Origin of the sequence: Escherichia sp. 94.0001 (assembly GCF_013369155.2) — a bacterium.
GTDB lineage: Bacteria > Pseudomonadota > Gammaproteobacteria > Enterobacterales > Enterobacteriaceae > Escherichia > Escherichia coli_F.
Window position 1 is genome coordinate 1 of record NZ_JABWMS020000011.1, and the last position, 24,384, is coordinate 24,384.

Below are 24,384 nucleotides of genomic sequence, written 5' to 3' on the forward strand. Positions count from 1 at the left end.
CCAGTCTGGTACTTTGATACCGTAAAATCTGGAGCGTCCATCTCATTATCCCTGTAAAACGCGCCCTCAGCCCACATCCATGTGGGCTGCCCCGGCCTTCAGGGAACGCCTCGGCGATTTTGACGCCACCAAACAACCGTGCGGCCTATTGATAAAGAGCTAACACATTGTCAAAAAACATCACTATGGTTTCTTAGAGTTTCTCGATATCAATGGTCTGAATAGCCCTTGCAATATCAGGGGAATTATTCAACACCCGAACATGCTGAAATAATTCCGTTGCTTCATCGTATTCTTTACGCAAATAACTCAACCACTGTTTAATCCGCGCAACGTGATATAACCCAGTATCGCCCTGCTTTTCCAGACGGGTATATTTTTGTAGCAAAGCAACCACCTCCGGCCACGGCATTCGCGGTTCGTTATATTTTACCACCCGGCTCAGGTTGGGAATATTGAGCGCTCCGCGACCAATCATCACCGCGTCACAGCCGCTGATCGCCATACACTGTTGCGCGCTCTGCCAGTCCCAGATTTCACCGTTGGCAATCACCGGAATATTCAGCCGTTGGCGAATCTCGCCAATCGCCTGCCAGTCAATATGCTCCGCGCGGTAACCCTGCTCTTTTGTCCGCCCATGCACCACCAACTCCGTAGCGCCAGCCTGTTGAACCGCATCGGCGATTTCAAATTTCTTCTCACCGCTGTCCCAGCCCAGACGCACTTTCACACTGACGGGCAAATGCGCCGGTACAGCTTCACGCATCGCTTTTGCACCCTGGTAGATGAGTTCAGGATCTTTGAGTAGTGTCGCCCCACCGCCGCTACCGTTAACCGTTTTCGACGGACAGCCGCAATTAAGATCCACACCCCAGGAACCTAACTCCACCGCACGGGCGGCGTTCTCTGCCAGCCATTGTGGGAACTGACCCAGCAATTGCACGCGCACCAGCGTACCGGATGGCGTTCGGCTGGTGTTTTGTAGCTCCGGGCAAATGCGATGAAAAACTTTTACCGGCAGCAGTTGATCCACCACGCGGACAAACTCGGTGATGCACAGATCGTAGTCGTTAACTTCGGTCAACAATTCACGCACCAGAGAGTCGAGTACACCCTCCATCGGCGCCAGTAACACACGCATATCATCACCCGCAAAAAAATGAGGCGCTATGTTAGCGCCTCTGGTGTTTGCAGACAAACTGACTTACTGATTAATTCGGGCAAGATTTTTCCCCTCACCCTAACCCTCTCCCCCAAGGGGCGAGGGGACCGTCCGTGCACCTGATTAGGTAAGAAGTACTCAGCGTGGTTGCAGACAGTTATCTTCTTTCCAGCCGTACAGCCACTCCATGCCGCGATAAAACTCTGCCTGCGATTTCCCTTTCCACAGCAGGTTACGTACCTGACGTTCTACCCCTGCGGCGTGATAAACCCGCCCCATTTCACGGGTCGACCAGACGATGCGCGCGGTACGCGGAATACGTACCGACTCATACAGCGCAAAAGCTTGCGCCGCATCACCCTCACACTGCGCCAGCGCCTTACCCAGCGTTACTGCATCTTCCAGCGCCATACAGGCACCTTGTGCCATATACTGCGCCACCGGATGGGCCGCATCGCCCACCAGCGTAATGCGGTTAGTCCCCCATTTCCCTACCGGTTCACGATCGGCCGTTGACCAGCGTCGCCATGACGTCGGTTTATCCAGCATCTGGCGAGGACGCGGGTGAATGCCTTCAAAATAAGAAAGCACTTCCTCTTTACTGCCATCCTTCACGCCCCACTCTTCCTGGTGGCGGCTGTGGAATGTCACCACCAGGTTATACTGCTTGCCGCCGCGCAAAGGATAATGCACCAGGTGACAGTGCGGCCCCGCCCACAATACCGGCGCATTAATACGTAAATCTTCCGGCATATCCGCACAATCGATAACCGCACGGTAGACCACATGACCGGTGACGCGCGGCGCATCGCCTAATAAGCTCTGGCGCACCACTGACTTCACGCCATCACATCCAATCAAAATATCGCCGCTCCAGCTATTACCTCGATCGTCGAAAACGGTGACATCGTCTTCCGTCTCACGAATATCCACGACATTCGTAGAGGTGTGATACTCCACGTCCGGATGCGTCAGTACCGCTTCCCACACCGAGGCATGAATATCAACGCGGTGGATCACCGCGTAAGGGCCGCCGAAATGGTCACGAAAGGCCTGCCCGGTTTCAATACGCACCACTTCTTCGGCGTTCACCGCGTCCATCATGGTGATGTGATCGGTGAATACCGCACGTTGGCGGGCGATTTCGCCAACACCAAGACTATCCAACGCCGAAAACGCATTTGGCCCCAACTGGATACCTGCGCCGATCTCACCGATCTCATGCGCCTTTTCCAGCAGCACCACTTTGATCCCCTGGCGGGCCAGTGACAGCGCAGTTGCCGCACCGCCGATCCCGCCTCCCACAATTACTGCGCGTGTCACTTTAGTCATTATGGTTCTCCTGGTCAGGCTGAAATTTTATCTTGTTGATTTTCTGGCGCTGCGGCAATGAACGCTGGCAGCTGCGTGCAGGCGTCGTACACCGCTTTGCAGCGCGGATACCCGCTCAGATCGCAGTTCATACGTAGCGCGTTCGCCCACTGTGGAACAAGGCAGCAATCTGCCAGCGTCGGCGTCTCACCCACACAAAATTGCCCCGACTGGCTCTGGCGCAGTAGCTGTTCCACCGCGCTTAAACCTTGCTGGATCCAGTGCGCATACCAGCGTTTTTTCTCTTCTTCACTGACGTTCAGCTCTTCGGTCAGGTAGCGCAGCACGCGCAGGTTATTCAATGGATGAATATCACAGGCGATGGCATAGACAATTTCCAGCACCTTATTGCGGGCCGGTTCTTCCTGCGGCACCAGCGGAACTTGCGGGTAGTGACGATCCAGCCAGTCAATAATCGCCAGCGACTGACCGAGTGACTCCCCCTCGTCAGTCAGCAGCGTCGGCACCAGCCCGACAGGATTCATCCGCCGATAGGCCAGTTCATTTTGCTGACCAATACGGATATTCACCCCTTCGGTCTGGTAATTAATGCCTTTCAGCGCCAGCGCAATGCGTACCCGGTACGATGCTGAACTATTAAAAAAACTGTACAGCTTCATCATGCACCTCAGACAATCTTCACCGCGATAGGCGTTAAGCCCTCGACGTTGCCCGTGATCACATCACCTTTGACTACCGGGCCCACCCCTTCTGGCGTACCAGTGAAGATCAGATCGCCCGGTTGCAGCTCAAAGAAGCCTGACAGGTAGCTGATGGTTTCATTCACCGACCAGATGAGATGGCGAATATCGCTGCGCTGGTGATCTTCACCGTTTATCTGTAACCAGATTGGTGCGTTATCAATACCGCCGGTTTCGCTGGCTTTGTGCAGCGGTGCGATGGGGGCCGAGAGATCAAATGCTTTGCCGATTTCCCACGGGCGGCCCATCTGACGCATTTCCATTTGACGGTCACGGCGCGTCATATCAAGGCCTGTGGCATAACCCCAGACATATTCATGGGCCTTTTCCAGTGGGATATCGCTGCCCTTTTTACCAATCGCCACCACCAGTTCAATTTCGTAATGATAGTTATCGGTCTGCGCCGGATACGGCAGCGCCAGCGTTTCGCCAGCGGCGACCGGAACAACGGCATCTGCTGGTTTGCAGAAGAAGAAGGGGGGTTCACGATCCGGATCAAAGCCCATTTCGCGGGCGTGGGCGGCATAGTTACGCCCAACGCAGTAAACGCGGCGCACGGGGAATTGTTCATCACTGCCAACAACCGGTACGGTAACGGGCGCTTGTGGTTCGAATACATATTGAGTCATTTTCTCTCTCCCAAATTAATAACGCGCTTCGCGGAACAGCCCCAGGGCTTCTTGTACCGGTCTGTCCGAAAAACTGAATAAAACGGTATCTTGCGTAGTCTGGAATGACACGCCGTGCCAGGTCGGCACCACAAAGAGATCTTTTGCACTAAAGGTGAAGATTTCATTGCCGATGGTGACTTGTCCGCTACCTTCCACTACATGGTAGATAGTGCTGTCAGTGGTACGCGCCACGCGGGAAGCGAACCCTTTCGGTAGCAGTTGCAGGAAGGCGCCCATCGACGGCATCGGATAGCCGCCGGTGACCGGGTTGACATAGCGCATTTTGTAGCCATCCCACTCGTCGGCATCGCCCAGGCGGGTTAAATCGTGCAGCACTTCGCGGCTACGGTCATAACGATAGTTAAAGATCGGTGAGGAGTTCCCCGTCTGATGGCGCAGCGGCAACATATTGGCAGCGTAACGTGGCAGATAATCGCCCTCTTTACGCGTGACCGGTTGTTGCTCTTCCGGGTAATCTTCGGCAAAACCGCAGCCCAGAGTGTTCACTAATGGCAGATCCAGTCCATCGAGCCAGATAACCGGTTCGTCGCCAGGGTTACCGTGATCGTGCCAGCGCCATTGTGGGGTCAGGATAAAATCGCCCTCATTCATTGGCGTGCGTTCGCCATCAACGGCGGTAAATGCCCCTTTGCCTTCAACAATAAAACGCAGCGCCGACTGATTATGACGATGACTCGGTGCCACTTCGCCCGGCATGATCAGTTGCAAACCGGCATATAAAGTCGCGGTAATGGAAGACTGCCCGCGCAGCGCCGGGTTTTCCAGCACCAGCACGCGGCGCACGGCCTCTTTCGCACCAATCAGGCTGCCGCTCTCCAGTAGCAGCGGGCGGATCTCCTGATAATTCCAGTACGCTGGCGCACAGTTAGCGTTGGGCGTTTTCGGCACCAGATGGTGCAGTGACTCCCACAGCGGGGTCAGGTTTTGCCCGGAAATATGCTGATAAAATTGCTCGCGGCTATTTTGATTGTTATCAGTCATTGGGATGCTCCTTATTCGTTCACAACGCCTGCGCGAGGCAGTGAGTCAGGGACAGAGGTCGACTGGCGAACCACGGTAATCAGCAGGGTTAACATCACCGCACTGATCGCCGCAGGCACAGCGATAATGAAAAACAGGGTGTCGAAAGAGAAATTCATCGTCATCATCACGCCGCCAGACAGCGAACCAACAATCGCGCCGCAGCGGCCGATAGCATTTGACCAGCTCACGCCCGTGGCGCGACTTTGTGTTGGATAAAGTGTTGCGGTCAGCGCATTCAGCCCCACCTGCGATCCGCTAATGCCAATGCCGGTGCCGAAAATCGCCAGCGCCATCAGCCATAATCCATCCTGGCTTAAGCCAATCATCACGATGCATATAGCGCCTATGGCATAGCTCAGCGCCAGTACGCGGAAAGGATTGAACTTATCCATCAGCACACCCAGCGCCAGCGCGCCTAACGTACCACCAATCTGGAACGCGGCGGTGACCCAGGACGCGTGTTGCAGGTCTATGCCGCGATGGTTCAACAGCGTTGGCATCCAGCTTGAGAGCAGGTAAATAATCAGCAGGCTCATAAAGAACACCACCCAAAGCATCAACGTAATGGGTAACTGACGTCCCATAAACAGTTGACGAATGCTGCCTTTTGTAACGGAGGCTGATTCATTGAGATAAAAGTGGGTATCGACATAACGCTCGCGGGTGATGGCGCTGACGGTTTTCGCAATCACCGCCTGCGGTAGCTGGCGGCGCACCTGCCAGCGTGGCGATTCCGGCAGAACTACCAGCAGTGCGACAAACAGCATCAGCGGTAACACGCCCCCCAACACCAGAATGCCGTGCCAGCCAATCACCGGCACCAGCTGCGCGCTGACAATCCCGCCAAACGCCGAACCCAGCGTAAAGCCGCAAAACATCAGCGTCACCAGCGCGCCGCGGCGGCGGGCAGGCAGATACTCCGAGGTCATGGTGATGGTGTTCGGCATCGCGCCGCCCAGACCCAGGCCGGTGAGAAAGCGCAGGAAGACCAGCGTTTGCAGATCCGGTGAGAAAGCCGAGGCGAGGCTTAACGCGCCAAACAAAAAGACGCACAGCTCAATCACCCGCTTGCGACCAAAGCGATCGGACAACGGGCCACAAAGCAGTGCGCCTGCGGTTAATCCCAGCAGACCCGCGCCAAAAAGCGGGGCGAGATCGCCTGCGGTGAGTTGCCAGTAAGTACGGATATCAGGGGCGATAAAGCCGATAGCCGCGGTGTCAAAACCATCGAGCATTACCACCAGAAAACAGCAGATGATAACGCGCCACTGCATCTTGCCGACCGGAGCGGCATCGATAAGTGCTTGTAAATCACGTCGTTGAGTCATAGTAAATGCCTCAGTGCAGGTAAGGTAGATGTTTCTTTTGTTTTGTATATGTTGCGATAATGTGATTAAAGAGATGAGATGTACAATGGCATTTCGGGCAGAGAGATAACCTGGAGGTTATGGCAAATGGCGAACTGGGCGCAAAAACTAAAACTACATCACCTGCAAATGCTGGTGGCGCTGGGTGAACAGGGTAATCTGACCCATGTCGCACGGATGATGAATATCACCCAACCCGCGCTTTCGAAATGGTTGTCACAACTGGAAGATGAGATCGGACTCACACTTTTTGAGCGGCACAGCAAAGGGCTTCGTCCGACCGAAGGCGGCAAATTGTTATTGCAACATGCCCAACGGTTAATCAATGACATGGAAAGATCGCAATATGAACTGGCTCGCTTTAAACAAGGTGGACTGGTCGGCAGTCTGAAAATTGGTTGTTCTCCCGTCGCCACTGACTGCGTATCCCAGGCGATTTTGCATTTGCTCAAGGAGATGCCAACTCTACACCTGAATATCGAAGAGAAGGTGATGACCCCATTGCTGCAAGATCTGTTGGCAGGTTCTGTCGATGTGGTGGTTGGGCGAATTGGCGGTCGCGCGTTGCAATTGCCGCTGAATTATCGCGTGCTCTACACCGAGCCGGTATGCTTTGTCGCCCGTCCTGAGCATCCACTGGCGAAATACGCCACCCTCAGCTGGAATGATCTTGCTAACTGGCGGTGGATAGTCTGGCCGACAGGTACCCCCATCCGCATCAGCATTGATAATGCGCTGGTAGACCACGGCGTGATGCTGCCAGAAAACACGATTGAGTCGGCGTCGATGAACGTCAGTACCAACCTGTTACAAAGCAGCAATATGATCTCTATTTTGTCATTACGCCTGGCGCAACGTTATGCCAGCCAGGGGCAACTGGTGATCCTCAACCTGCCAAAGATTGAACAGAAAGGCAGCGTCGGTGTGTTTTGGCGTAATAACGAAACGCCTTCTTATGCTTTAAGTCAGTTTCTGCACTTTTTACAGCAGAATTAGTGTGCTGAACTGGGCACTCGCCCGATGTTACTTCCCTGTAATTCAACTATGCTGAGAATTCTTAATGTGATCGGTAGCACGTTTTACGAATTAATTGTATGATGAATCCATCTCATCTGGGGTGTTGATTATGAGTAAGACACTGAACATTATCTGGCAATATTTACGCGCTTTTATCCTGATTTATGCCTGCCTGTATGCAGGCATTTTCATTGCTTCCCTGCTACCGGTAACCATTCCGGGCAGCATCATCGGGATGCTGATCTTGTTTGTCCTGCTGGCCTTGCAAATTCTTCCGGCAAAGTGGGTCAATCCGGGGTGCTACGTACTGATTCGCTATATGGCGCTATTGTTTGTGCCGATTGGCGTAGGCGTCATGCAATATTTTGATTTGCTCCGCGCACAGTTTGGTCCGGTAGTGGTTTCCTGTGCAGTCAGTACGCTGGTGGTTTTTCTGGTGGTGAGCTGGAGTTCGCAACTGGTGCACGGTGAACGTAAAGTCGTAGGTCAGAAAGGATCAGAAGAATGATGGCAAATATCTGGTGGTCATTGCCGCTAACGTTAATTGTCTTTTTTGCCGCCCGCAAACTGGCGGCGCGGTATAAGTTTCCCTTGCTTAACCCATTGCTGGTTGCAATGGTGGTGATCATTCCTTTTTTAATGCTGACCGGCATCTCTTATGACAGCTACTTTAAAGGTAGCGAAGTGCTAAACGATCTGCTGCAACCGGCGGTTGTCGCACTGGCCTATCCTTTATATGAGCAGCTGCACCAGATCCGCGCGCGCTGGAAATCGATCATCACCATCTGTTTTATCGGCAGCGTGGTTGCGATGGTGACGGGGACTTCCGTGGCATTGTTGATGGGCGCTTCACCGGAAATCGCCGCGTCAATCCTGCCGAAATCAGTCACCACGCCTATTGCAATGGCGGTTGGCGGCAGTATTGGCGGTATTCCGGCAATCAGCGCAGTTTGCGTGATTTTCGTCGGTATTCTGGGCGCAGTGTTTGGTCATACGTTACTTAATGCGATGCGTATTCGCACCAAAGCAGCGCGTGGTCTGGCGATGGGGACAGCCTCGCACGCCCTCGGTACGGCACGCTGTGCTGAGCTGGATTATCAGGAAGGTGCATTTAGTTCGCTGGCGCTGGTGTTATGCGGGATTATTACTTCGCTGATCGCACCGTTCCTTTTCCCGATTATTCTGGCAGTAATGGGCTAAAATTTGCGATGCGTCGCGCATTTTTGATGTAAGTTTCATTCGTTGCACAATTAATGAGATTCAGATCACATATAAAGCCATAACGGGTTCGTAAACTGTTATCCCATTACATGATTATGAGGCAACGCCATGCATCCACGTTTTCAAACCGCTTTTGCCCAACTTGCGGATAACTTGCAATCTGCACTGGAACCTATTCTGGCAGACAAGTACTTCCCCGCTTTGTTGACCGGGGAGCAAGTCTCATCGCTGAAGAGCGCAACGGGGTTGGACGAAGACGCGCTGGCATTCGCACTACTCCCGCTGGCGGCGGCCTGTGCGCGTACGCCATTGTCGAATTTTAATGTTGGCGCAATTGCGCGCGGTGTGAGCGGAACCTGGTATTTCGGTGCCAATATGGAATTTATTGGTGCGACAATGCAGCAAACCGTTCATGCCGAACAAAGCGCGATCAGCCACGCCTGGTTGAGTGGTGAAAAAGCGCTCGCAGCCATCACCGTTAACTACACGCCTTGTGGTCACTGCCGTCAGTTTATGAATGAACTGAACAGCGGTCTGGATCTGCGTATTCATCTGCCGGGCCGCGAGGCACACGCGCTGCGTGACTATCTGCCGGATGCCTTTGGGCCGAAGGATCTGGAGATTAAAACGCTGCTGATGGACGAGCAGGATCACGGCTATGCGCTGACTGGTGATGCGCTTTCTCAGGCGGCGATTGCAGCGGCAAATCGTTCACACATGCCTTACAGTAAGTCGCCAAGCGGTGTTGCGCTGGAATGTAAAGACGGTCGTATTTTCAGCGGCAGCTACGCTGAAAACGCCGCATTTAACCCGACTCTACCACCGTTGCAGGGGGCGTTAATTTTGTTGAATCTCAAGGGTTATGATTACCCGGATATCCAGCGCGCGGTTCTGGCAGAAAAAGCCGATGCGCCGTTGATTCAGTGGGATGCCACCTCCGCAACGCTGAAAGCTCTCGGCTGTCACAGTATCGACCGCGTGGTTCTCGCTTAAGCCTGGTGCCGGATGTGGCGTGAACGCCTTATCCGGCCGCCTTCAGGTCTGACACACTGATAAACGTCGCATCATACTTGCCTGCTCTCTCCCGGTGTCGAAAATCCCGGCAAACAGTTTGCCGTTTCTTGCGCAAAACCAGCGGGTAAAGTAGCCTGATGGAAATTTTCCTTAGATCGAGTCTCCTGCATGTTAAAGCGCGTGTTCTACAGCCTGTTAGTCCTGATCGGCTTGCTGCTGTTGACTGTGCTCGGCCTCGATCGCTGGATGAGCTGGAAAACCGCGCCTTATATCTACGACGAATTGCAGGATCTCCCCTACCGCCAGGTCGGCGTGGTGCTCGGCACAGCAAAATATTATCGTACTGGCGTAATTAATCAGTATTATCGCTACCGTATTCAAGGAGCGATTAATGCCTATAACAGCGGCAAGGTAAATTATCTATTACTGAGCGGCGATAATGCTTTGCAAAGTTATAATGAGCCAAAGACCATGCGCAAAGATTTAATCGCCGCAGGTGTCGACCCATCAGATATTGTCCTCGATTACGCAGGTTTTCGTACGCTGGATTCCATCGTCCGTACACGCAAAGTTTTTGATACTAATGATTTCATTATTATCACCCAACGTTTCCACTGTGAGCGGGCATTATTTATAGCGCTACATATGGGGATTCAGGCCCAGTGTTATGCCGTACCGTCGCCGAAAGATATGCTGTCAGTACGTATTCGCGAATTTGCCGCCCGTTTCGGTGCGCTGGCCGACCTTTATATTTTTAAACGTGAACCGCGTTTTTTAGGGCCGCTTGTGCCTATTCCGGCTATGCACCAGGTGCCGGAAGATGCACAGGGGTATCCCGCCGTCACGCCCGAACAGTTACTTGAATTACAGAAGAAACAAGGAAAGTAGTTATGGATGTACAGCAGTTTTTTGTGGTTGCCGTTTTTTTCCTTATCCCGATATTTTGTTTTCGCGAAGCATGGAAAGGCTGGCGTGCAGGCGCGATTGATAAACGGGTTAAAAATGCAGCGGAACCGGTGTATGTCTGGCGAGCAAAAAATCCAGGACTTTTCTTTGCTTATATAGTGGCATATAGTGGCTTCGGAATTTTATCTATTGGTATGATTATTTATCTTATTTTCTATCGTTAATATTGTCCCTCCCCTGTTAATTATTGAGAATAATTATTACTTCAGTCAATAAGCTGCGGATATAACATTCTGAACCGCAGCTATTTGTGAATTCTTTCACAGTTTAAATTTCCCCACACGCTTAGCCTTAATATCAGCAAGCAATATTTATGCTCTAAATAATTCGAGTTGCAGGAAGACGACAAGTGACTGGGGTGAGCTAATGCAGACGCAGCACATGCAACTTGAAGTATGACGAGTATATTTAGCGTTCGCCTTAATTACTCATAGCATTAAGGAAGATCACATGCCGCAACAAAATTATCTGGATGAACTCACTCCGGCTTTTACGCCTTTACTGGCGATTAAAGAAGCCTCTCGCTGTTTATTATGTCACGACGCTCCCTGTAGTCAGGCTTGCCCGGCACAAACCGATCCGGGGAAATTTATACGCTCAATCTACTTTCGTAATTTTAAAGGCGCTGCCGAGACAATTCGCGAAAATAATGCCTTAGGTGCTGTATGCGCCAGAGTTTGCCCAACGGAGAAATTATGTCAAAGCGGTTGTACCCGTGCCGGTGTTGATGCTCCCATTGATATCGGTCGCTTACAGCGTTTTATCACTGATTTTGAACAACAAACCGGGATGGAAATTTATCAGCCTGGTACTAAAACGCTCGGCAAAGTCGCCATTATTGGCGCAGGTCCTGCTGGATTGCAGGCCAGCGTGACGCTGACAAATATGGGGTACGACGTCACTATTTATGAAAAAGAAGCGCAACCCGGTGGCTGGCTGTGTAACGGTATTCCGCAATTTCGTTTGCCGCAAACCGTGCTGGATGCAGAGATCGCCCGTATCGAAAAAATGGGGGTGACCATTAAGTGCAATAACGAAATCGGTAAAGTACTCACCCTGGAGCAACTGAAAGCGGAAAACCGCGCAGTACTTGTCACCGTAGGGTTGTCGGGCGGTTCCGGGCTACCGCTGTTTGAGCATAGCGACGTTGAGATTGCCGTCGACTTCTTGCAACGTGCACGGCAGGCGCAGGGCGATATCAGCATTCCACAAAGCGCATTAATTATCGGCGGCGGTGATGTCGCGATGGACGTTGCCAGCACGCTGAAAGTTCTCGGCTGTCAGGCGGTAACCTGCGTAGCACGTGAAGAGTTAGATGAGTTTCCGGCAAGCGAAAAAGAGTTTGCCAGCGCCCGGGAGTTGGGCGTTTCGATCATCGATGGATTCACACCAGTGGCCGTGGAAGGCAATAAAGTCACGTTTAAGCATGTACGCTTACCGGGCGAACTGACGATGGCGGCAGATAAAATTATTCTCGCCGTCGGTCAGCATGCCAGACTGGATGCCTTTGCGGAGTTAGAGCCGCAGCGTAACACCATCAAAACAAAAAATTACCAGACCCGCGACCCGCAAGTCTTTGCTGCTGGCGATATTGTTGAGGGTGACAAAACCGTGGTTTATGCCGTGAAAACCGGGAAAGAAGCCGCTGAGGCAATTCATCACTATTTAGAGGGAGCTTGCTCATGTTAACGAAAGATCTTTCGATTACCTTTTGCGGCGTGAAGTTTCCCAACCCGTTCTGCCTCTCTTCTTCGCCGGTAGGCAATTGCTATGAGATGTGCGCCAAAGCCTACGACACGGGCTGGGGTGGCGTGGTATTTAAAACGATCGGCTTTTTTATCGCCAACGAAGTCTCACCACGTTTTGATCATCTGGTGAAAGAAGATACCGGTTTTATCGGCTTCAAAAATATGGAGCAGATTGCCGAACATCCTCTGGAGGAGAATCTGGCCGCCCTGCGTCGGCTGAAAGAAGATTATCCGGACAAAGTGTTGATCGCTTCGATCATGGGCGAAAATGAACAGCAGTGGGAGGATCTGGCGCGGCTAGTGCAAGAAGCTGGTGCGGATATGATCGAGTGTAACTTCTCCTGTCCGCAAATGACTTCTCATGCGATGGGTAGTGATGTCGGGCAAAGCCCGGAGCTGGTAGAAAAATATTGTCGGGCAGTGAAACGTGGTTCTACGCTGCCGATGCTGGCGAAGATGACGCCGAATATCGGTGATATGTGCGAAGTGGCGCTGGCTGCGAAGCGCGGCGGCGCAGATGGCATTGCGGCGATTAATACCGTTAAATCCATCACCAATATCGATCTTAATCAGAAAATTGGTATGCCGATCGTTAACGGTAAATCGAGTATTTCCGGATATTCCGGTAAAGCGGTAAAACCGATCGCCCTACGCTTTATTCAGCAAATGCGCACCCATCCAGAGCTGCGCGATTTCCCGATCAGCGGTATCGGCGGTATTGAAACCTGGGAAGATGCAGCAGAGTTTTTATTGCTCGGTGCAGCGACATTGCAGGTGACCACCGGCATTATGCAGTACGGCTATCGGATAGTGGAAGATATGGCGAGCGGGTTGTCACACTATCTTGCCGATCAGGGGTTTGATTCGTTGCAGGAGATGGTAGGTCTGGCGAATCACAATATTGTTCCGGCGGAAGATTTAGACCGCAGTTATATTGTCTATCCCCATATCAATCTCGATAAATGTGTTGGCTGTGGACGCTGTTATATTTCCTGTTACGACGGCGGTCACCAGGCGATGGAATGGAGCGAGAAAACGCGCACACCGCATTGTAATACCGAGAAGTGCGTGGGTTGTCTGCTTTGTGGTCATGTTTGCCCGGTTGGTTGTATTGATCTCGGGGAAGTGAAGTTTAAGAAGGGAGAGAAAGAACACCCGGTAACGTTGTAGAACCAGCGTCGCATCCGGCATTTGGCACCGATTGCCGGATGCGGCGCATCCGGCAATACCCACATTCACATCATTTCTTACGCGCGTATTTCAGTGAATCCAGCGCTACGGCGAAGATAATAATCGCCCCTTTGATGATGTACTGCCAGTATGGGTTTACGCCGATATACGTCAGGCCATAGTTGATGACGGTAAAAATAATTACCCCGGTCACCACACCAATCACCGTCCCTACACCACCGCTGAACGATACACCGCCCACCACACACGCTGCGATAGCATCCAGCTCATACATAAAGCCGAGGTTGTTGGTGGCAGAGCCGATACGTCCGGCTTCTAACATCCCGCCAAAGGCATAGAACACACCAGACAACGCGTAGATCATCAGCAGGTTCAGGCCAACGTTGACACCAGAAACTTTCGCCGCTTCCGGGTTACCGCCAATGGCAAAAATGTTCTTGCCGAAGCGGGTTTTGTTCCACAACACCCAGACGAATGCCACCGCAATCAACGCGTAGAAAGTGATGTAAGAGAGACGGAAGCTCCCCAGCGCAACAAAGCCCTGAGCAAAGGTAGAGAAGCCACTGTCAAAACCAGAAATTGGCGACGCCCCGACAAAGTCGTAATAGAGCGAGTTGATGCCGTAGACGATAATCATCGTGCCGAGCGTGGTAATGAATGGCGTCACGTTGAGATAAGCGATAATCAGGCCGTTGATCAAACCGATCACCGCGCCAATGGCACAGACAATCAGAATTACCAGCGCAATCGGCATCGTCGCCATTTCCGGGAATACTTTGTTAGCGTTATCCATGGACTGCAATAACGTCGCTGCCACCACGGCTGCCAGCCCTACCTGACGTCCCGCAGAAAGGTCGGTCCCCTGGGTGACAATTAATCCTGCCACACCAAGCGCGATAATAATACGCACCGATGACTGGGTGAGAATATTACTTAAGTTCAACAGACTTAAAAAAGTTGGGTCCTGGAAAATAATAATCGCCAGCAAAACTAAAAGAACGACGTAAATACCGCCCTCTTTCAGGTAAGTAAGAAAACTTTTCTTATTTAACGCACTCATGGGAGGCCCCTAATCTTAAAGGTGCAAAGACGCAAGACGCAGAATTTCGTTTTGCGTTGTTGTTTTTGTATCGACAATTCCGGAAACGAGACCATTGCTCATGACCAGAATACGGTCTGTTATCCCTAACAACTCTGGCATTTCGGAGGAAATAATAATAATCCCCTTGCCTTTCTTCGCCAGTTCGGCAATTAACTGATAAATTTCAAACTTCGCTCCGACATCAATACCGCGCGTTGGTTCATCGAGCATTAATATTTCTGGTTGCGTAAGCAGCCAGCGCCCAATAATTACCTTTTGCTGATTACCGCCGGAGAGTGAACCAATTTGCGTACGATGTCCCGGCGTTTTTACCCGCATCGAATCAATTACCCACTGGGTATCGCTTTTCATCCGCGAGTTATCCAGCAAACCAACTTTATTTTTGTAGTTGCGGATATTGGAAATTAACGAGTTAAAGCCAATATCCAGATAGGCATAAATTCCCGTTGAGCGTCGCTCTTCAGTTACCAGTGCAAATCCGTGGTTTATGGCTTCGTTAGCGTTATGGTTATTGATCTTTTTGCCGTGCAACGTAATGGTGCCAGCCGATTTCTCGCGAATACCAAATAACGTCTCAACAATATCAGTACGTTTCGCCCCCACCAGACCGGCAATACCGAGGATCTCCCCTTTATGCAGATCAAACGAGACATCGCGAATCGACGGCTGGCGCAGCGACGTCAGATTACGCACTTCCAGAATCACTTCGCCCGGCTTGTTTTCTTTGTCAGGGAAACGCTGGTTAAGAGAGCGTCCAACCATCATGGCGATGATCTTGTCCATCGTTAGCCCTGCCAGCGGTTCGGTAGCGATCCACTGACCGTCGCGCAATACGGTGACTTCATCACATAACTGGAAGATTTCTTCCATTTTATGCGAGATATAAACAATACCGCAGCCGCGCTCTTTTAATTTACGAATAATAGTGAAAAGATGATTGACCTCTTTTTCAGTTAACGAAGATGTCGGTTCATCCATAATCACAATTTTCGCGTTATAGGAAAACGCTTTGGCGATTTCGATCATCTGCATTTGCGAAACGGATAATGTGCCGACGCGCGCACGCGGATCGATATCAATATCCAGCTCATCAAAAATCGCTTTGGTTTCGCGGTACATTTTGTCCTGATCGACAAACATGCCTTTGGTGGGATACCGCCCCAGCCACATGTTGTCCATCACCGAACGTTGCAATACCAGGTTTAATTCCTGGTGTACCATCGAAATACCATTTTCCAGTGCTTCTTTGGCAGAATGGAAATCGATCTCTTTACCCTGGAACAAAATGGTGCCGGAGTCTTTTTGATAAATACCAAACAGGCATTTTAATAATGTTGATTTTCCTGCGCCGTTTTCCCCCATTAATGCATGGATAGAATGTGGCCGGACTTTTAAATTAACGTTATCAAGTGCCTTAACACCCGGAAAAGACTTGTTGATACCGCTCATTTCCAACAAGTATTCCCCGGAAGACGGAGTCGTTGAGCTGACCATATAATTTTACCTTGTTGGCCATACAATAAGGGCGCAGTAAACGACTGCGCCCAATCAGTCTTATTTCTTGCTGAATTCAGCCAGGTTGTCTTTATCTACGCCAACATAAGGTACGCGGACCACTTTGTTGTCGATTTTCCAGTTGGTACCATCAGCCGCACCTTTGCCATCGGCCAGGTTTTTCGCCAGATCAAAAGTCGCTTTCGCCTGGTTGTTAGCGTCGTTCAATACGGTGCCCGCCAGTGCACCGGATTTCACCAGTGCCAGAGCTTCTGGCAGCGCATCGACACCAAACACTGGAATGCTGGACTTGTTGTGTGCTTTCAGTGCTTCTACTGCGCCCATTGCCATCGCATCGTTGTTGGCGATAACCACTTCGATTTTGTTGGCGTTCGGGCCAGACAGCCAGGCGTCCATCTTATCTTTCGCCTGAGCGGTATCCCACATAGCGGTATCTAACTGTAACTGTTCAGTTTTGATGCCTTTGTCGTTCAGCTCTTTAATCACGTAAGTGGTGCGTGCTTCTGCATCCGGATGGCCCGGTTCACCTTTCAGCAGTACGAATTGAATCTGACCGTCTTTGTTGAGATCCCAATCCTGGTTTGCCGCCCAATGCTTAGCAATCAAATCGCCCTGAATAATGCCGGACTCTTTGGAGTCAGTGCCGACATAGTAGGCTTTATCGTAGCTATCCAGCGCCTTACGAGACGGTTCTTTGTTGAAGAAAACCACCGGCACGTTTTGCCCGCGCGCTTTCTCAATCACCGTACCCGCAGCTGCCGGGTCAACCAGGTTGATCGCCAGTGCCTTCACCCCTTTCGCCAGCAATACATCGATCTGATCGTTCTGCTTGGACTGGTCATTCTGAGAATCATTCATCAGCAGCTGAACATCTGGCGCGGCTTTCGCATCTTGTTCGATAGCCTTGCGCACAACAGACATAAAGTTATCGTCGTACTTATAGATTGTTACACCAATACGGGTATCAGCAGCGTGTGCAGTGGCACCGAATAACATACTGGCCATTACAGCAGACAGGGTTAACACCTTCTTATTCATGGTATCTCCGGTTTTTCTTATGCAGGGTAGTGCTTGAGATAAATGCTCGGCGGGGCAGTAGAGTTAATGAAGTGTTACTGAACGCCGAAGCTCACTTTTTAAAATTCGTTCTTCCATGCCCGGTAACGCTCCAGAAAACGGCTTTAATTGTTGTTATGACGCTATTACCTCGGTGAAAGTGATTATTCACTGTTACATACGGGTTACAACGTTAAAACGGTGCAATCATAGCTATCGCATTGTTAATATACTGTGAAATCACTCACAGATTGAAAGCGGTTACATCGACTGATTTGTTGAGTTAGTGATCGCTGCCGCATTCTGGCGCGTTGCGACAGAATGGCGACGCACTAACGTCGGCATAAAACAGTGGCTGGCGTGAGGATCAATGTTGCCTGCTGCCCCTTGTAAGGCCAGTTCGGTAGCTAATTTCGCCATTGAAGCAATGGGATAACGCACGGTCGTTAATTGCGGGTCGGTGTAACGAGCGATGGGAATATCATCGAAACCGATGATGGAGAGATGTAACGGAATCGCAATGCCATTATCTTTTAATGCTGTCAGTGCGCCAGCGGCCATATTGTCGTTGTATGCAAATACAGCGGTAAGTTGTAGATTGCGCCCCAGCAGTTCAACCATCGCCGCCTCACCGCCTGGCATGTCCGGGGTGCCAGTGCCAATCCAGCTTTCCGACGGAATAATATCCTGCTCTTTCAACGCACTCATCCAGCCTGCTTTGCGCATGGCATCATCTTCAATACCGTGGCTGGAAGAAAGATAACCAATACGTTGATGACCATTATTGAGCAACATGCGCGTGGCCATTCGGGCACCGCTGAGATTATCCAGGCAAACGCAACGATGGGCGTAACCTGGCACAACGCGGTTGATTAACACCATACCGGGAATGTTATCCATAAACTGCGCTAATTCATCATCGCTTAACGCTTTTGAATGAACAATCAACGCGTTACAACGCTGGCGAATTAACACCTCAATGGCATGACGCTCTTTTTCCGCTTCATGATAGCTATTACCTATTAGCACATATTTCTGGTGCTGCTGGGCGACGAGATCCACCGCTTTTACCAGCGCGCCGAAAAACGCATCAGAAACGTCCATTACCACCACGCCAATGGTATCGCTAACCTGAGTTGCCAGCGCCTGGGCATTGGCGTTTGGCCGATAATCCAACTCGCTCACTGCTTTCATTACTGCTTCACGCGTGTCGGCACTGACCAGCGTGCTGTTATTGAGCACCCGGGAAACCGTTGCCACAGAGACGCCAGCCTGACGCGCTACATCACGAATGGTGATCATATTCACTACCTGTTATGAGATTGCAGTAAATGCCTGCTTGCTGGCGGCTATTTTGTCAGCACTGAATTCAGGACTTCGTGAATCGAGTCACAGCAATGGAAACGGTTACAACCATTTTGTTAATGAATGTGATCCAGATCGTTATCTTGATGTTTTAGATAATGCAGGTCCGGCAGCACGCAAAGTTAACTGACGCCAGAGCCATTCCACCGGCCCCTGACGAAAGTAACGCAGCCAGATAACAGAGAAGAGAATATTCGCCAGCCATACCGGAATAACAAACGCCAGCAATTCCAGACGGTCAAACTGCATAAACAAACCGAGGTGATAAAAAAGCGTGGTACAAATCAGCGTTTGCAATAGATAGTTGGTCAGCGCCATCCGTCCGACGCAGGCGATCGCCAGCACCAGCTTAAAGCGGCTCAATTGCGGCCAGAAACCATAAAACAGCGACGCATAGCCAACCGCCTGAAACGGCGCACTCAGTTCCCGCGGCATCTGAAGTAAGAAGGCGCACCAGCGATATGCCCAGTCCAGCCGCCATTGCAGGGCGATCGCTGGAAGGTTAATGATCACCCCAATCGCCACCAGCACAAAACCGGTACGCCGATAATGGCGCAAGCTAAACTGCCCTTTCAGCCAGCCACTGCGCATCAGCGCCGCGCCAATTAGCATCATCCCTGCCAGTTGCCAGCCATACTGTGCGCCCAGTGCCAGTAAACTGTTGCCAACACCATCGGCACGATTACTGATCGCTTCAACGCCGCCGTGAAGCTTCCAGTATTTTTCATACAAAATAGCCGATGCATCCGGCGTCCAGGCGCGGCTGGTCTGACTGTCTGAAATCAACCCCAACAACAGCAAAACGCCAAGCCCCACCAGATAAAGCATGACGCCGGTATTAAACAGGCTTTTTACCGATGGCGCATCGCGCACCAGCCGCCAACAGATTAAGCCCACCAGCCCGTAAGCCAACAGAATATCGCCGTCCCAGAACAATAAACCGTGAATAAAGCCCAACAAGACTAACAGTGTTAACCGCGACTGGATCCAGCGTTTGCCACGGGGTAGCAACATTTGCAGGCCAGCACCAAACAGCAACGCAAAAAGCGTGAGGAATTTCACCTGACCGATGAGATCGAGTAATGCCCAGGTCCATGCATCCTGCGGCGTAATAGCGCCGTACCAGGCGGGATTGAGATAAGCCGCCTTTGGTAACCCAAAGGCGCTGATGTTTAATAGCAGGATCCCCAGAATGGCGACGCCGCGAACAAAATCGAGCGTGACGTTGCGCTCCATGGTTCCTGCCTTTTAATCAGTTGTGATGACGCACAGCGCGCAGAAATTCGTGGCGCGTATTCTGACTGGATTTGAACAATCCACCAAGAGAGGTCGTTGTCGTGGCACTGGTTGCATCGCGGATGCCACGCGCCTTCACGCAGTAATGTACCGCATCGATAGAGACAGCCACGTTATTGGTGCCCAGCAGCGTTTGTAGCGCAATGAGAATTTGCTGCGTCAGACGTTCCTGCACCTGCGGACGCTGGGCAAAGAACTGCACGATACGGTTAATTTTTGACAGACCGATCACCGAATCTTTCGGGATATAAGCCACCGTCGCTTTGCCATCGATGGTAACAAAATGGTGTTCACAGGTGCTGGTCAGGGTGATATCGCGCACGGTGACCATTTCATCAACCTTCATTTTGTTTTCAATGAGGGTGATTTTCGGGAAATTGGCGTAATCCAGACCGGAGAAAATTTCATCGACATACATTTTAGCGATGCGATGCGGCGTTTCCATCAAACTGTCATCAGCCAGGTCGAGATTCAGCAGCTGCATGATTTCGGTCATATGACCAGCAATAAGGCTTTTGCGCGTTTCGTTATCCATTTCATGCACGGGCGGGCGCAGCGGTGTTTCCAGTCCTCGCGCAACTAACGCTTCATGAACCAGGGCCGCTTCTTTACTGAGTGATGGCATTTATGATTTCTCCTGCAGGTGTGACGCCTCCGCCCTGCGTGGGGGCAAAGTTATTAAGCTGATTTACAGCCTGATTATTGTGCGTGAGGCGGCGCACATAATCCAGTATTCACAGCGATAATTATTGTAATTGCCGCTGCCTTTCATCAGCAGATGTTAAAACATCGTTATGCAAATACGGAAGTGAAAGTTACTCACAGCACATTGAATAAACGGTATGATGAAGAAATTGCAAACAACACAACAAGGAGCCACGCATGGAAATGCTCGAAGAGCACCGCTGTTTTGAAGGCTGGCAACAACGCTGGCGGCACGACTCCAGTACCTTAAATTGCCCGATGACGTTCAGCATCTTTCTTCCACCGCCTCGCGATCACACCCCGCCGCCGGTGCTGTACTGGCTCTCCGGATTAACCTGCAATGACGAGAACTTCACCACCAAAGCGGGGGCCCAACGCGTAGCGGCGGAACTGGGGATTGTACTGGTGATGCCAGACACCAGTCCGCGCGGCGAACAAGTTGCCAACGACGACGGCTACGATTTAGGTCAGGGCGCGGGGTTTTATCTCAACGCCACACAAAAACCGTGGGCGACGCATTACAGGATGTACGATTATCTGCGCGATGAATTACCGACTCTCATTCAATCGCAATTTAACGTCAGCGATCGCTGCGCTATTAGCGGTCATTCCATGGGTGGTCACGGCGCATTGATTATGGCGCTGAAAAATCCTGGCAAATACACCAGTGTTTCCGCCTTTGCGCCGATTGTGAATCCGTGCAGCGTCCCGTGGGGAATCAAAGCGTTTAGCACTTATCTGGGTGAGGATAAAAATGACTGGATGGAATGGGACAGTTGCGCGCTGATGTATGCGAGTAATGCGCAGGATGCGATCCCGACACTGATTGATCAGGGCGATAATGATCAGTTTCTTGCCGACCAGCTACAACCCGCAGTGCTGGCAGAAGCCGCGCGTCAAAAAGCGTGGCCGATGACGCTGCGTATTCAGCCGGGATATGATCACAGTTACTACTTTATTGCCTCTTATATAGAGGATCATCTGCGCTTCCATGCGCAGTATTTACAGGAATAATCACCAGCAGAGGGTATTTTCCAGCGCCGTACTAAAATTATGGTCATCTGCGTGCGGGGCTGGAGACTTCTGGTTTAAATCTGTCAGTTGCTGGCGTACCTGTAGTCGCCCTGCCCCTTCGCCGCTGGAACTATTTTCGTTGAAATTACGCATTTCTGCTTCGAACAATATGGCATCGAGATTTTGCAATTTATTCAGCGCGCGCAGAAGAGAAATGAGAGTATCAAGATTTAAACTTCCCCCCTTTTCAATCCGCTTGACCGTTGCTATGCCCACCAATGCACGCTCGGCTAACTGCTGTTGGGTCAATGATAATGAGATACGCGTTTCTTTAATGCGAGCGCACAGTGATAAAATAATTTCGTTGTTATTCATCGTATTATATTTCATCTTACGCATCCTTTTTTCTTGGCTGCAATTTGCTCAGACAGCCATGATAAGTTTCACGGTATTTAGCGCTCATATCCTTTCCGGTTTCATACATCGCGGAAATTATCTCATCCAGCGTAATGCTCGGCTCGCTTATGCGACTCAACGCCATCGTCGTTGCGTTGATAGCTTTCACAGCTGAAATAGCATTTCGTTCAATACAAGGAATTTGTACCTGCCCGCCAACTGGATCACAGGTCAAACCTAAATGATGCTCCATCGCAATTTCTGCCGCGCTAAGTACCTGAGCCACTGACCCGCCCATAAGTTCTGCTAATCCTGCTGCCGCCATTGAACTGGCAACACCTATTTCCCCCTGACATCCAACTTCAGAACCCAGAATAGAGGCATTTTTTTTGAACAGAATGGCGATGGCACCAGCGGTCAGTAAAAAGCGGGTAACGGAGTATGTATCAATCTCGTGAATGAATTTATCATACCAGCACAGTACAGCCGGGATAATACCGCTCGCGCCGTTGGTGGGTGCTGTCACGACACGTCCACCCGCAGCATTTTCTTCGCTCACCGCAATGGCAAAAGTATTGACCCAATTGAGCGTAGTCAGGAAGTCATTGGAAAACCCCTTTGACTGCAACGATTTATATAAAGCACAGGCACGACGGTTAACCTGAAACGGACCTGGAAGTAATCCTTCTGTATGCATCCCGCGATAAACCGCATCCTTCATTACTTCCCATTTTTTATGAAGATCGTCATGCAAAAAAGCTGCTGTCTGGCAGTGCAGTTCGTTTTTCATCATTAATGCCGCGACAGATAATCCGTTTTGCTGACAAAGTTTTAATAATTCGTTTGCGTTCTGGAATTCAAAAGGATGTGGAGTGACTGATGGAGGAATAATCGCCTCTCCTGCTTTTAGCACCTGACCGTCACCGACAGAAAACCAGGTTTCTTCATAAAGTGTAAACCAGTCATCTCTGGCACGAAATGTCATCGCATAAGGGTGCCCCGGATGCGCTTGTAGATTAGAAAGAATGGATACACTGACGTTGACACCAGGCATAACTTCCAGCGTCGCCTCAGTTTCTGCACGCCTGATGGCGGACATTTCCATGCGAATGTCAACGCTGTCAGGTAAGTGTCCTTGCAAACCGAGATAAATCGCCACATCAACATTATGACACTTGCGGCTTAATGACAGCGCACCATAAAGTTCGACATCAATTTTCCGCAACAAAGGTAACATTTCTCGCTGTTTCAATTGTGACACAAAATTATAAGCCGCACGCATTGGCCCGACTGTGCGGGAACTGGATGGGCCAATAACTATCTTGAATATATTTATGCAGCTTTCCATATTTGTAAATGATTCCTTCAACGTTGAAAAATAGTTATTCTTTATATCCTGGTAAAGATATCAAAAATGGTACTTTTAGTATCTTATTATTTCAAAGTATCAAAAAAAGTACTTTTTTATCTTTTATTTAACATTCACAACTGTGATTGTTAGATACATCAGCCTCTACGAAATCTTATTATAATCATCGCAGATAAAAAGGAGCGGTAAATGACGATTATTTATTTCTTGTCGCCAACAGGCATCGACATCACCCAAAAATGTCTGGAAGATTATCTGCAACATTTAAAGATTTCCCCCTCGGTGTTTTCGCTAACAACGAATTACAGTAGGCAAATAAATAGAGAGTATCTAAAGCTAGTATTACCAAATGATGTTACCAACCCTGCTTTTTATGCTGGTTTACGTCACCGTGCTGATAATCATCAGTTTGATTTTTTCCGTAAACCCAGGGTCTTACCGGATCAGGGAATTATTGCCTTTGATATGGATTCCACCTTTGTTGAAGAAGAAGGTGTCGATGAAATAGCCCGTAGACTCGGCATCTCTGAAAAAATCACCGCACTGACCCGTGAAGCGATGGAAGGGAAAATCGATTTTGATACCAGTTTTACCCGGCGAATTGCCATGCTTAAAGGAACGCATAAAGATATATTGCATCAAGTTTGTGAACAGATGACTCTTTCACCAGGTCTTGAAACTATTCTTCCCATACTAAAAGAAAAAGGATTCAAGACGGCAATTATATCTGGAGGTTTGGATATTTTTACTGAGCGATTGAAGGAAAAATATCAACTTGATTTTGCATTTTCTAACTCTGTGCGCATTAAGGAAGATCTGTTAACTGATACAATTACCTTACCTATTATGAATGCAGAAAAGAAAAAGCAAACCCTGATAAATTTAGCGACAGAGTTAGCTATCTGCCGTGAAAACATCATTGCCTGTGGAGATGGTGCCAATGATATTCCTATGCTTTTGCATGCCGGAAATGGCGTGGCATGGAAAGCAAAACCTAAAACCCGGGAAAAAATTGCTGACCAGATTAATTTTAATGGTTTCGAGTCGCTTCTCTTTTTTATAGAAGAAAAATTATAGCGCCATAAGGTTCACA

At 50.2% G+C, this 24,384-nt stretch carries 24 protein-coding genes; 10 read left to right on the forward strand and 14 right to left on the reverse strand.

All coding sequences use genetic code 11. The features are described 5' to 3' along the window. Positions 1–193: 193 nt before the first annotated feature. The 6 genes from dusC to mhbT form a co-directional block, all read right to left on the reverse strand. A complete protein-coding gene (gene dusC / locus HEN33_RS08020; protein WP_176262692.1) occupies positions 194–1,141 on the reverse strand; it encodes a tRNA dihydrouridine(16) synthase DusC in 948 nt (315 codons plus the stop codon). Between the two features lie 159 nt (positions 1,142–1,300). Beyond that, a complete protein-coding gene (locus HEN33_RS08025) occupies positions 1,301–2,494 on the reverse strand; it encodes a 3-hydroxybenzoate 6-monooxygenase (RefSeq protein ID WP_176262691.1) in 1,194 nt (397 codons plus the stop codon). A 14-nt stretch (positions 2,495–2,508) separates the two neighbouring features. After that, positions 2,509–3,153 (reverse strand): maleylacetoacetate isomerase, encoded by a 645-nt coding sequence (maiA, locus tag HEN33_RS08030; protein WP_000781197.1) that lies wholly within the window; start codon positions 3,151–3,153, stop codon positions 2,509–2,511. A gap of 8 nt (positions 3,154–3,161) precedes the next feature. Further along, a complete protein-coding gene (locus HEN33_RS08035; protein WP_176262690.1) occupies positions 3,162–3,863 on the reverse strand; it encodes a fumarylacetoacetate hydrolase family protein in 702 nt (233 codons plus the stop codon). A gap of 15 nt (positions 3,864–3,878) precedes the next feature. Continuing rightward, positions 3,879–4,907, reverse strand: a complete 1,029-nt coding sequence (gene gtdA, locus HEN33_RS08040; protein WP_176262689.1) for a gentisate 1,2-dioxygenase — start codon at positions 4,905–4,907, stop codon at positions 3,879–3,881. Between the two features lie 11 nt (positions 4,908–4,918). Further along, positions 4,919–6,277, reverse strand: coding sequence for a 3-hydroxybenzoate transporter MhbT (mhbT, locus tag HEN33_RS08045; RefSeq protein WP_176262688.1), 1,359 nt, complete (start codon positions 6,275–6,277; stop codon positions 4,919–4,921). Between the two features lie 126 nt (positions 6,278–6,403). Here mhbT and HEN33_RS08050 point away from each other — a divergent pair, with 126 nt between their 5' ends. From HEN33_RS08050 to preA, 8 genes are all read left to right on the forward strand, one after another. After that, on the forward strand, positions 6,404–7,312 hold the full coding sequence (locus HEN33_RS08050) for a LysR family transcriptional regulator (protein WP_032184600.1): 909 nt from the start codon (positions 6,404–6,406) through the stop codon (positions 7,310–7,312). Positions 7,313–7,442: 130 nt separating this feature from the next. Then, the gene (locus tag HEN33_RS08055; protein WP_001353095.1) at positions 7,443–7,841 is read left to right on the forward strand and encodes a CidA/LrgA family protein; all 399 of its coding nucleotides are present in this window, start codon (positions 7,443–7,445) and stop codon (positions 7,839–7,841) included. Next, positions 7,838–8,533, forward strand: coding sequence for a CidB/LrgB family autolysis modulator (locus tag HEN33_RS08060; protein ID WP_000968208.1), 696 nt, complete (start codon positions 7,838–7,840; stop codon positions 8,531–8,533). Before HEN33_RS08055 ends, HEN33_RS08060 begins: the two co-directional genes overlap by 4 nt. Positions 8,534–8,662: 129 nt before the next feature. Further along, entirely contained in the window at positions 8,663–9,547 is an 885-nt protein-coding gene (gene cdd, locus HEN33_RS08065) for a cytidine deaminase (protein ID WP_176262687.1), read from the forward strand. A gap of 189 nt (positions 9,548–9,736) precedes the next feature. Continuing rightward, positions 9,737–10,456 (forward strand): outer membrane permeability protein SanA, encoded by a 720-nt coding sequence (gene sanA / locus HEN33_RS08070; protein ID WP_000920073.1) that lies wholly within the window; start codon positions 9,737–9,739, stop codon positions 10,454–10,456. Between the two features lie 2 nt (positions 10,457–10,458). Next, complete coding sequence (locus HEN33_RS08075) at positions 10,459–10,698, forward strand: DUF2542 family protein (protein ID WP_000383089.1); 240 nt, start codon at positions 10,459–10,461, stop codon at positions 10,696–10,698. Between the two features lie 286 nt (positions 10,699–10,984). Further along, positions 10,985–12,223, forward strand: coding sequence for an NAD-dependent dihydropyrimidine dehydrogenase subunit PreT (gene preT / locus HEN33_RS08080; protein WP_176262686.1), 1,239 nt, complete (start codon positions 10,985–10,987; stop codon positions 12,221–12,223). Beyond that, positions 12,217–13,452, forward strand: a complete 1,236-nt coding sequence (preA, locus tag HEN33_RS08085) for an NAD-dependent dihydropyrimidine dehydrogenase subunit PreA (protein ID WP_039020529.1) — start codon at positions 12,217–12,219, stop codon at positions 13,450–13,452. The genes preT and preA overlap by 7 nt, the downstream gene beginning before the upstream one ends. Positions 13,453–13,522: 70 nt before the next feature. On the opposite strand, the gene mglC is transcribed toward preA, so the two are convergent. The 6 genes from mglC to folE form a co-directional block, all read right to left on the reverse strand. After that, positions 13,523–14,533: a galactose/methyl galactoside ABC transporter permease MglC gene (mglC, locus tag HEN33_RS08090; protein ID WP_001275118.1), complete on the reverse strand. Its 1,011-nt coding sequence runs from the start codon at positions 14,531–14,533 to the stop codon at positions 13,523–13,525. 15 nt (positions 14,534–14,548) lie between these two features. Then, complete coding sequence (gene mglA / locus HEN33_RS08095; protein ID WP_000255032.1) at positions 14,549–16,069, reverse strand: galactose/methyl galactoside ABC transporter ATP-binding protein MglA; 1,521 nt, start codon at positions 16,067–16,069, stop codon at positions 14,549–14,551. 60 nt (positions 16,070–16,129) lie between these two features. Beyond that, entirely contained in the window at positions 16,130–17,128 is a 999-nt protein-coding gene (mglB, locus tag HEN33_RS08100; protein ID WP_001036980.1) for a galactose/glucose ABC transporter substrate-binding protein MglB, read from the reverse strand. A gap of 279 nt (positions 17,129–17,407) precedes the next feature. Next, positions 17,408–18,448: an HTH-type transcriptional regulator GalS gene (galS, locus tag HEN33_RS08105; protein ID WP_000628667.1), complete on the reverse strand. Its 1,041-nt coding sequence runs from the start codon at positions 18,446–18,448 to the stop codon at positions 17,408–17,410. A 141-nt stretch (positions 18,449–18,589) separates the two neighbouring features. Further along, positions 18,590–19,747, reverse strand: a complete 1,158-nt coding sequence (gene yeiB / locus HEN33_RS08110) for a DUF418 domain-containing protein YeiB (protein ID WP_039020527.1) — start codon at positions 19,745–19,747, stop codon at positions 18,590–18,592. Between the two features lie 16 nt (positions 19,748–19,763). Further along, positions 19,764–20,432 carry a GTP cyclohydrolase I FolE gene (folE, locus tag HEN33_RS08115; RefSeq protein WP_001139613.1) on the reverse strand — a complete coding sequence of 223 codons (669 nt, stop codon included), beginning with the start codon at positions 20,430–20,432 and terminating at the stop codon, positions 19,764–19,766. Positions 20,433–20,689: 257 nt separating this feature from the next. Between folE and yeiG the strand changes: the two genes are divergently transcribed. After that, complete coding sequence (gene yeiG / locus HEN33_RS08120; protein ID WP_105276871.1) at positions 20,690–21,526, forward strand: S-formylglutathione hydrolase; 837 nt, start codon at positions 20,690–20,692, stop codon at positions 21,524–21,526. On the opposite strand, the gene HEN33_RS08125 is transcribed toward yeiG, so the two are convergent. Next, positions 21,527–21,916, reverse strand: coding sequence for a helix-turn-helix domain-containing protein (locus HEN33_RS08125; RefSeq protein WP_001353094.1), 390 nt, complete (start codon positions 21,914–21,916; stop codon positions 21,527–21,529). A 1-nt stretch (position 21,917) separates the two neighbouring features. Then, entirely contained in the window at positions 21,918–23,270 is a 1,353-nt protein-coding gene (locus tag HEN33_RS08130; RefSeq protein WP_176262685.1) for an L-serine ammonia-lyase, read from the reverse strand. A 210-nt stretch (positions 23,271–23,480) separates the two neighbouring features. Between HEN33_RS08130 and serB the strand changes: the two genes are divergently transcribed. Continuing rightward, positions 23,481–24,368 carry a phosphoserine phosphatase SerB gene (gene serB, locus HEN33_RS08135; protein ID WP_176263380.1) on the forward strand — a complete coding sequence of 296 codons (888 nt, stop codon included), beginning with the start codon at positions 23,481–23,483 and terminating at the stop codon, positions 24,366–24,368. The last annotated feature ends 16 nt before the right edge of the window (positions 24,369–24,384 follow it).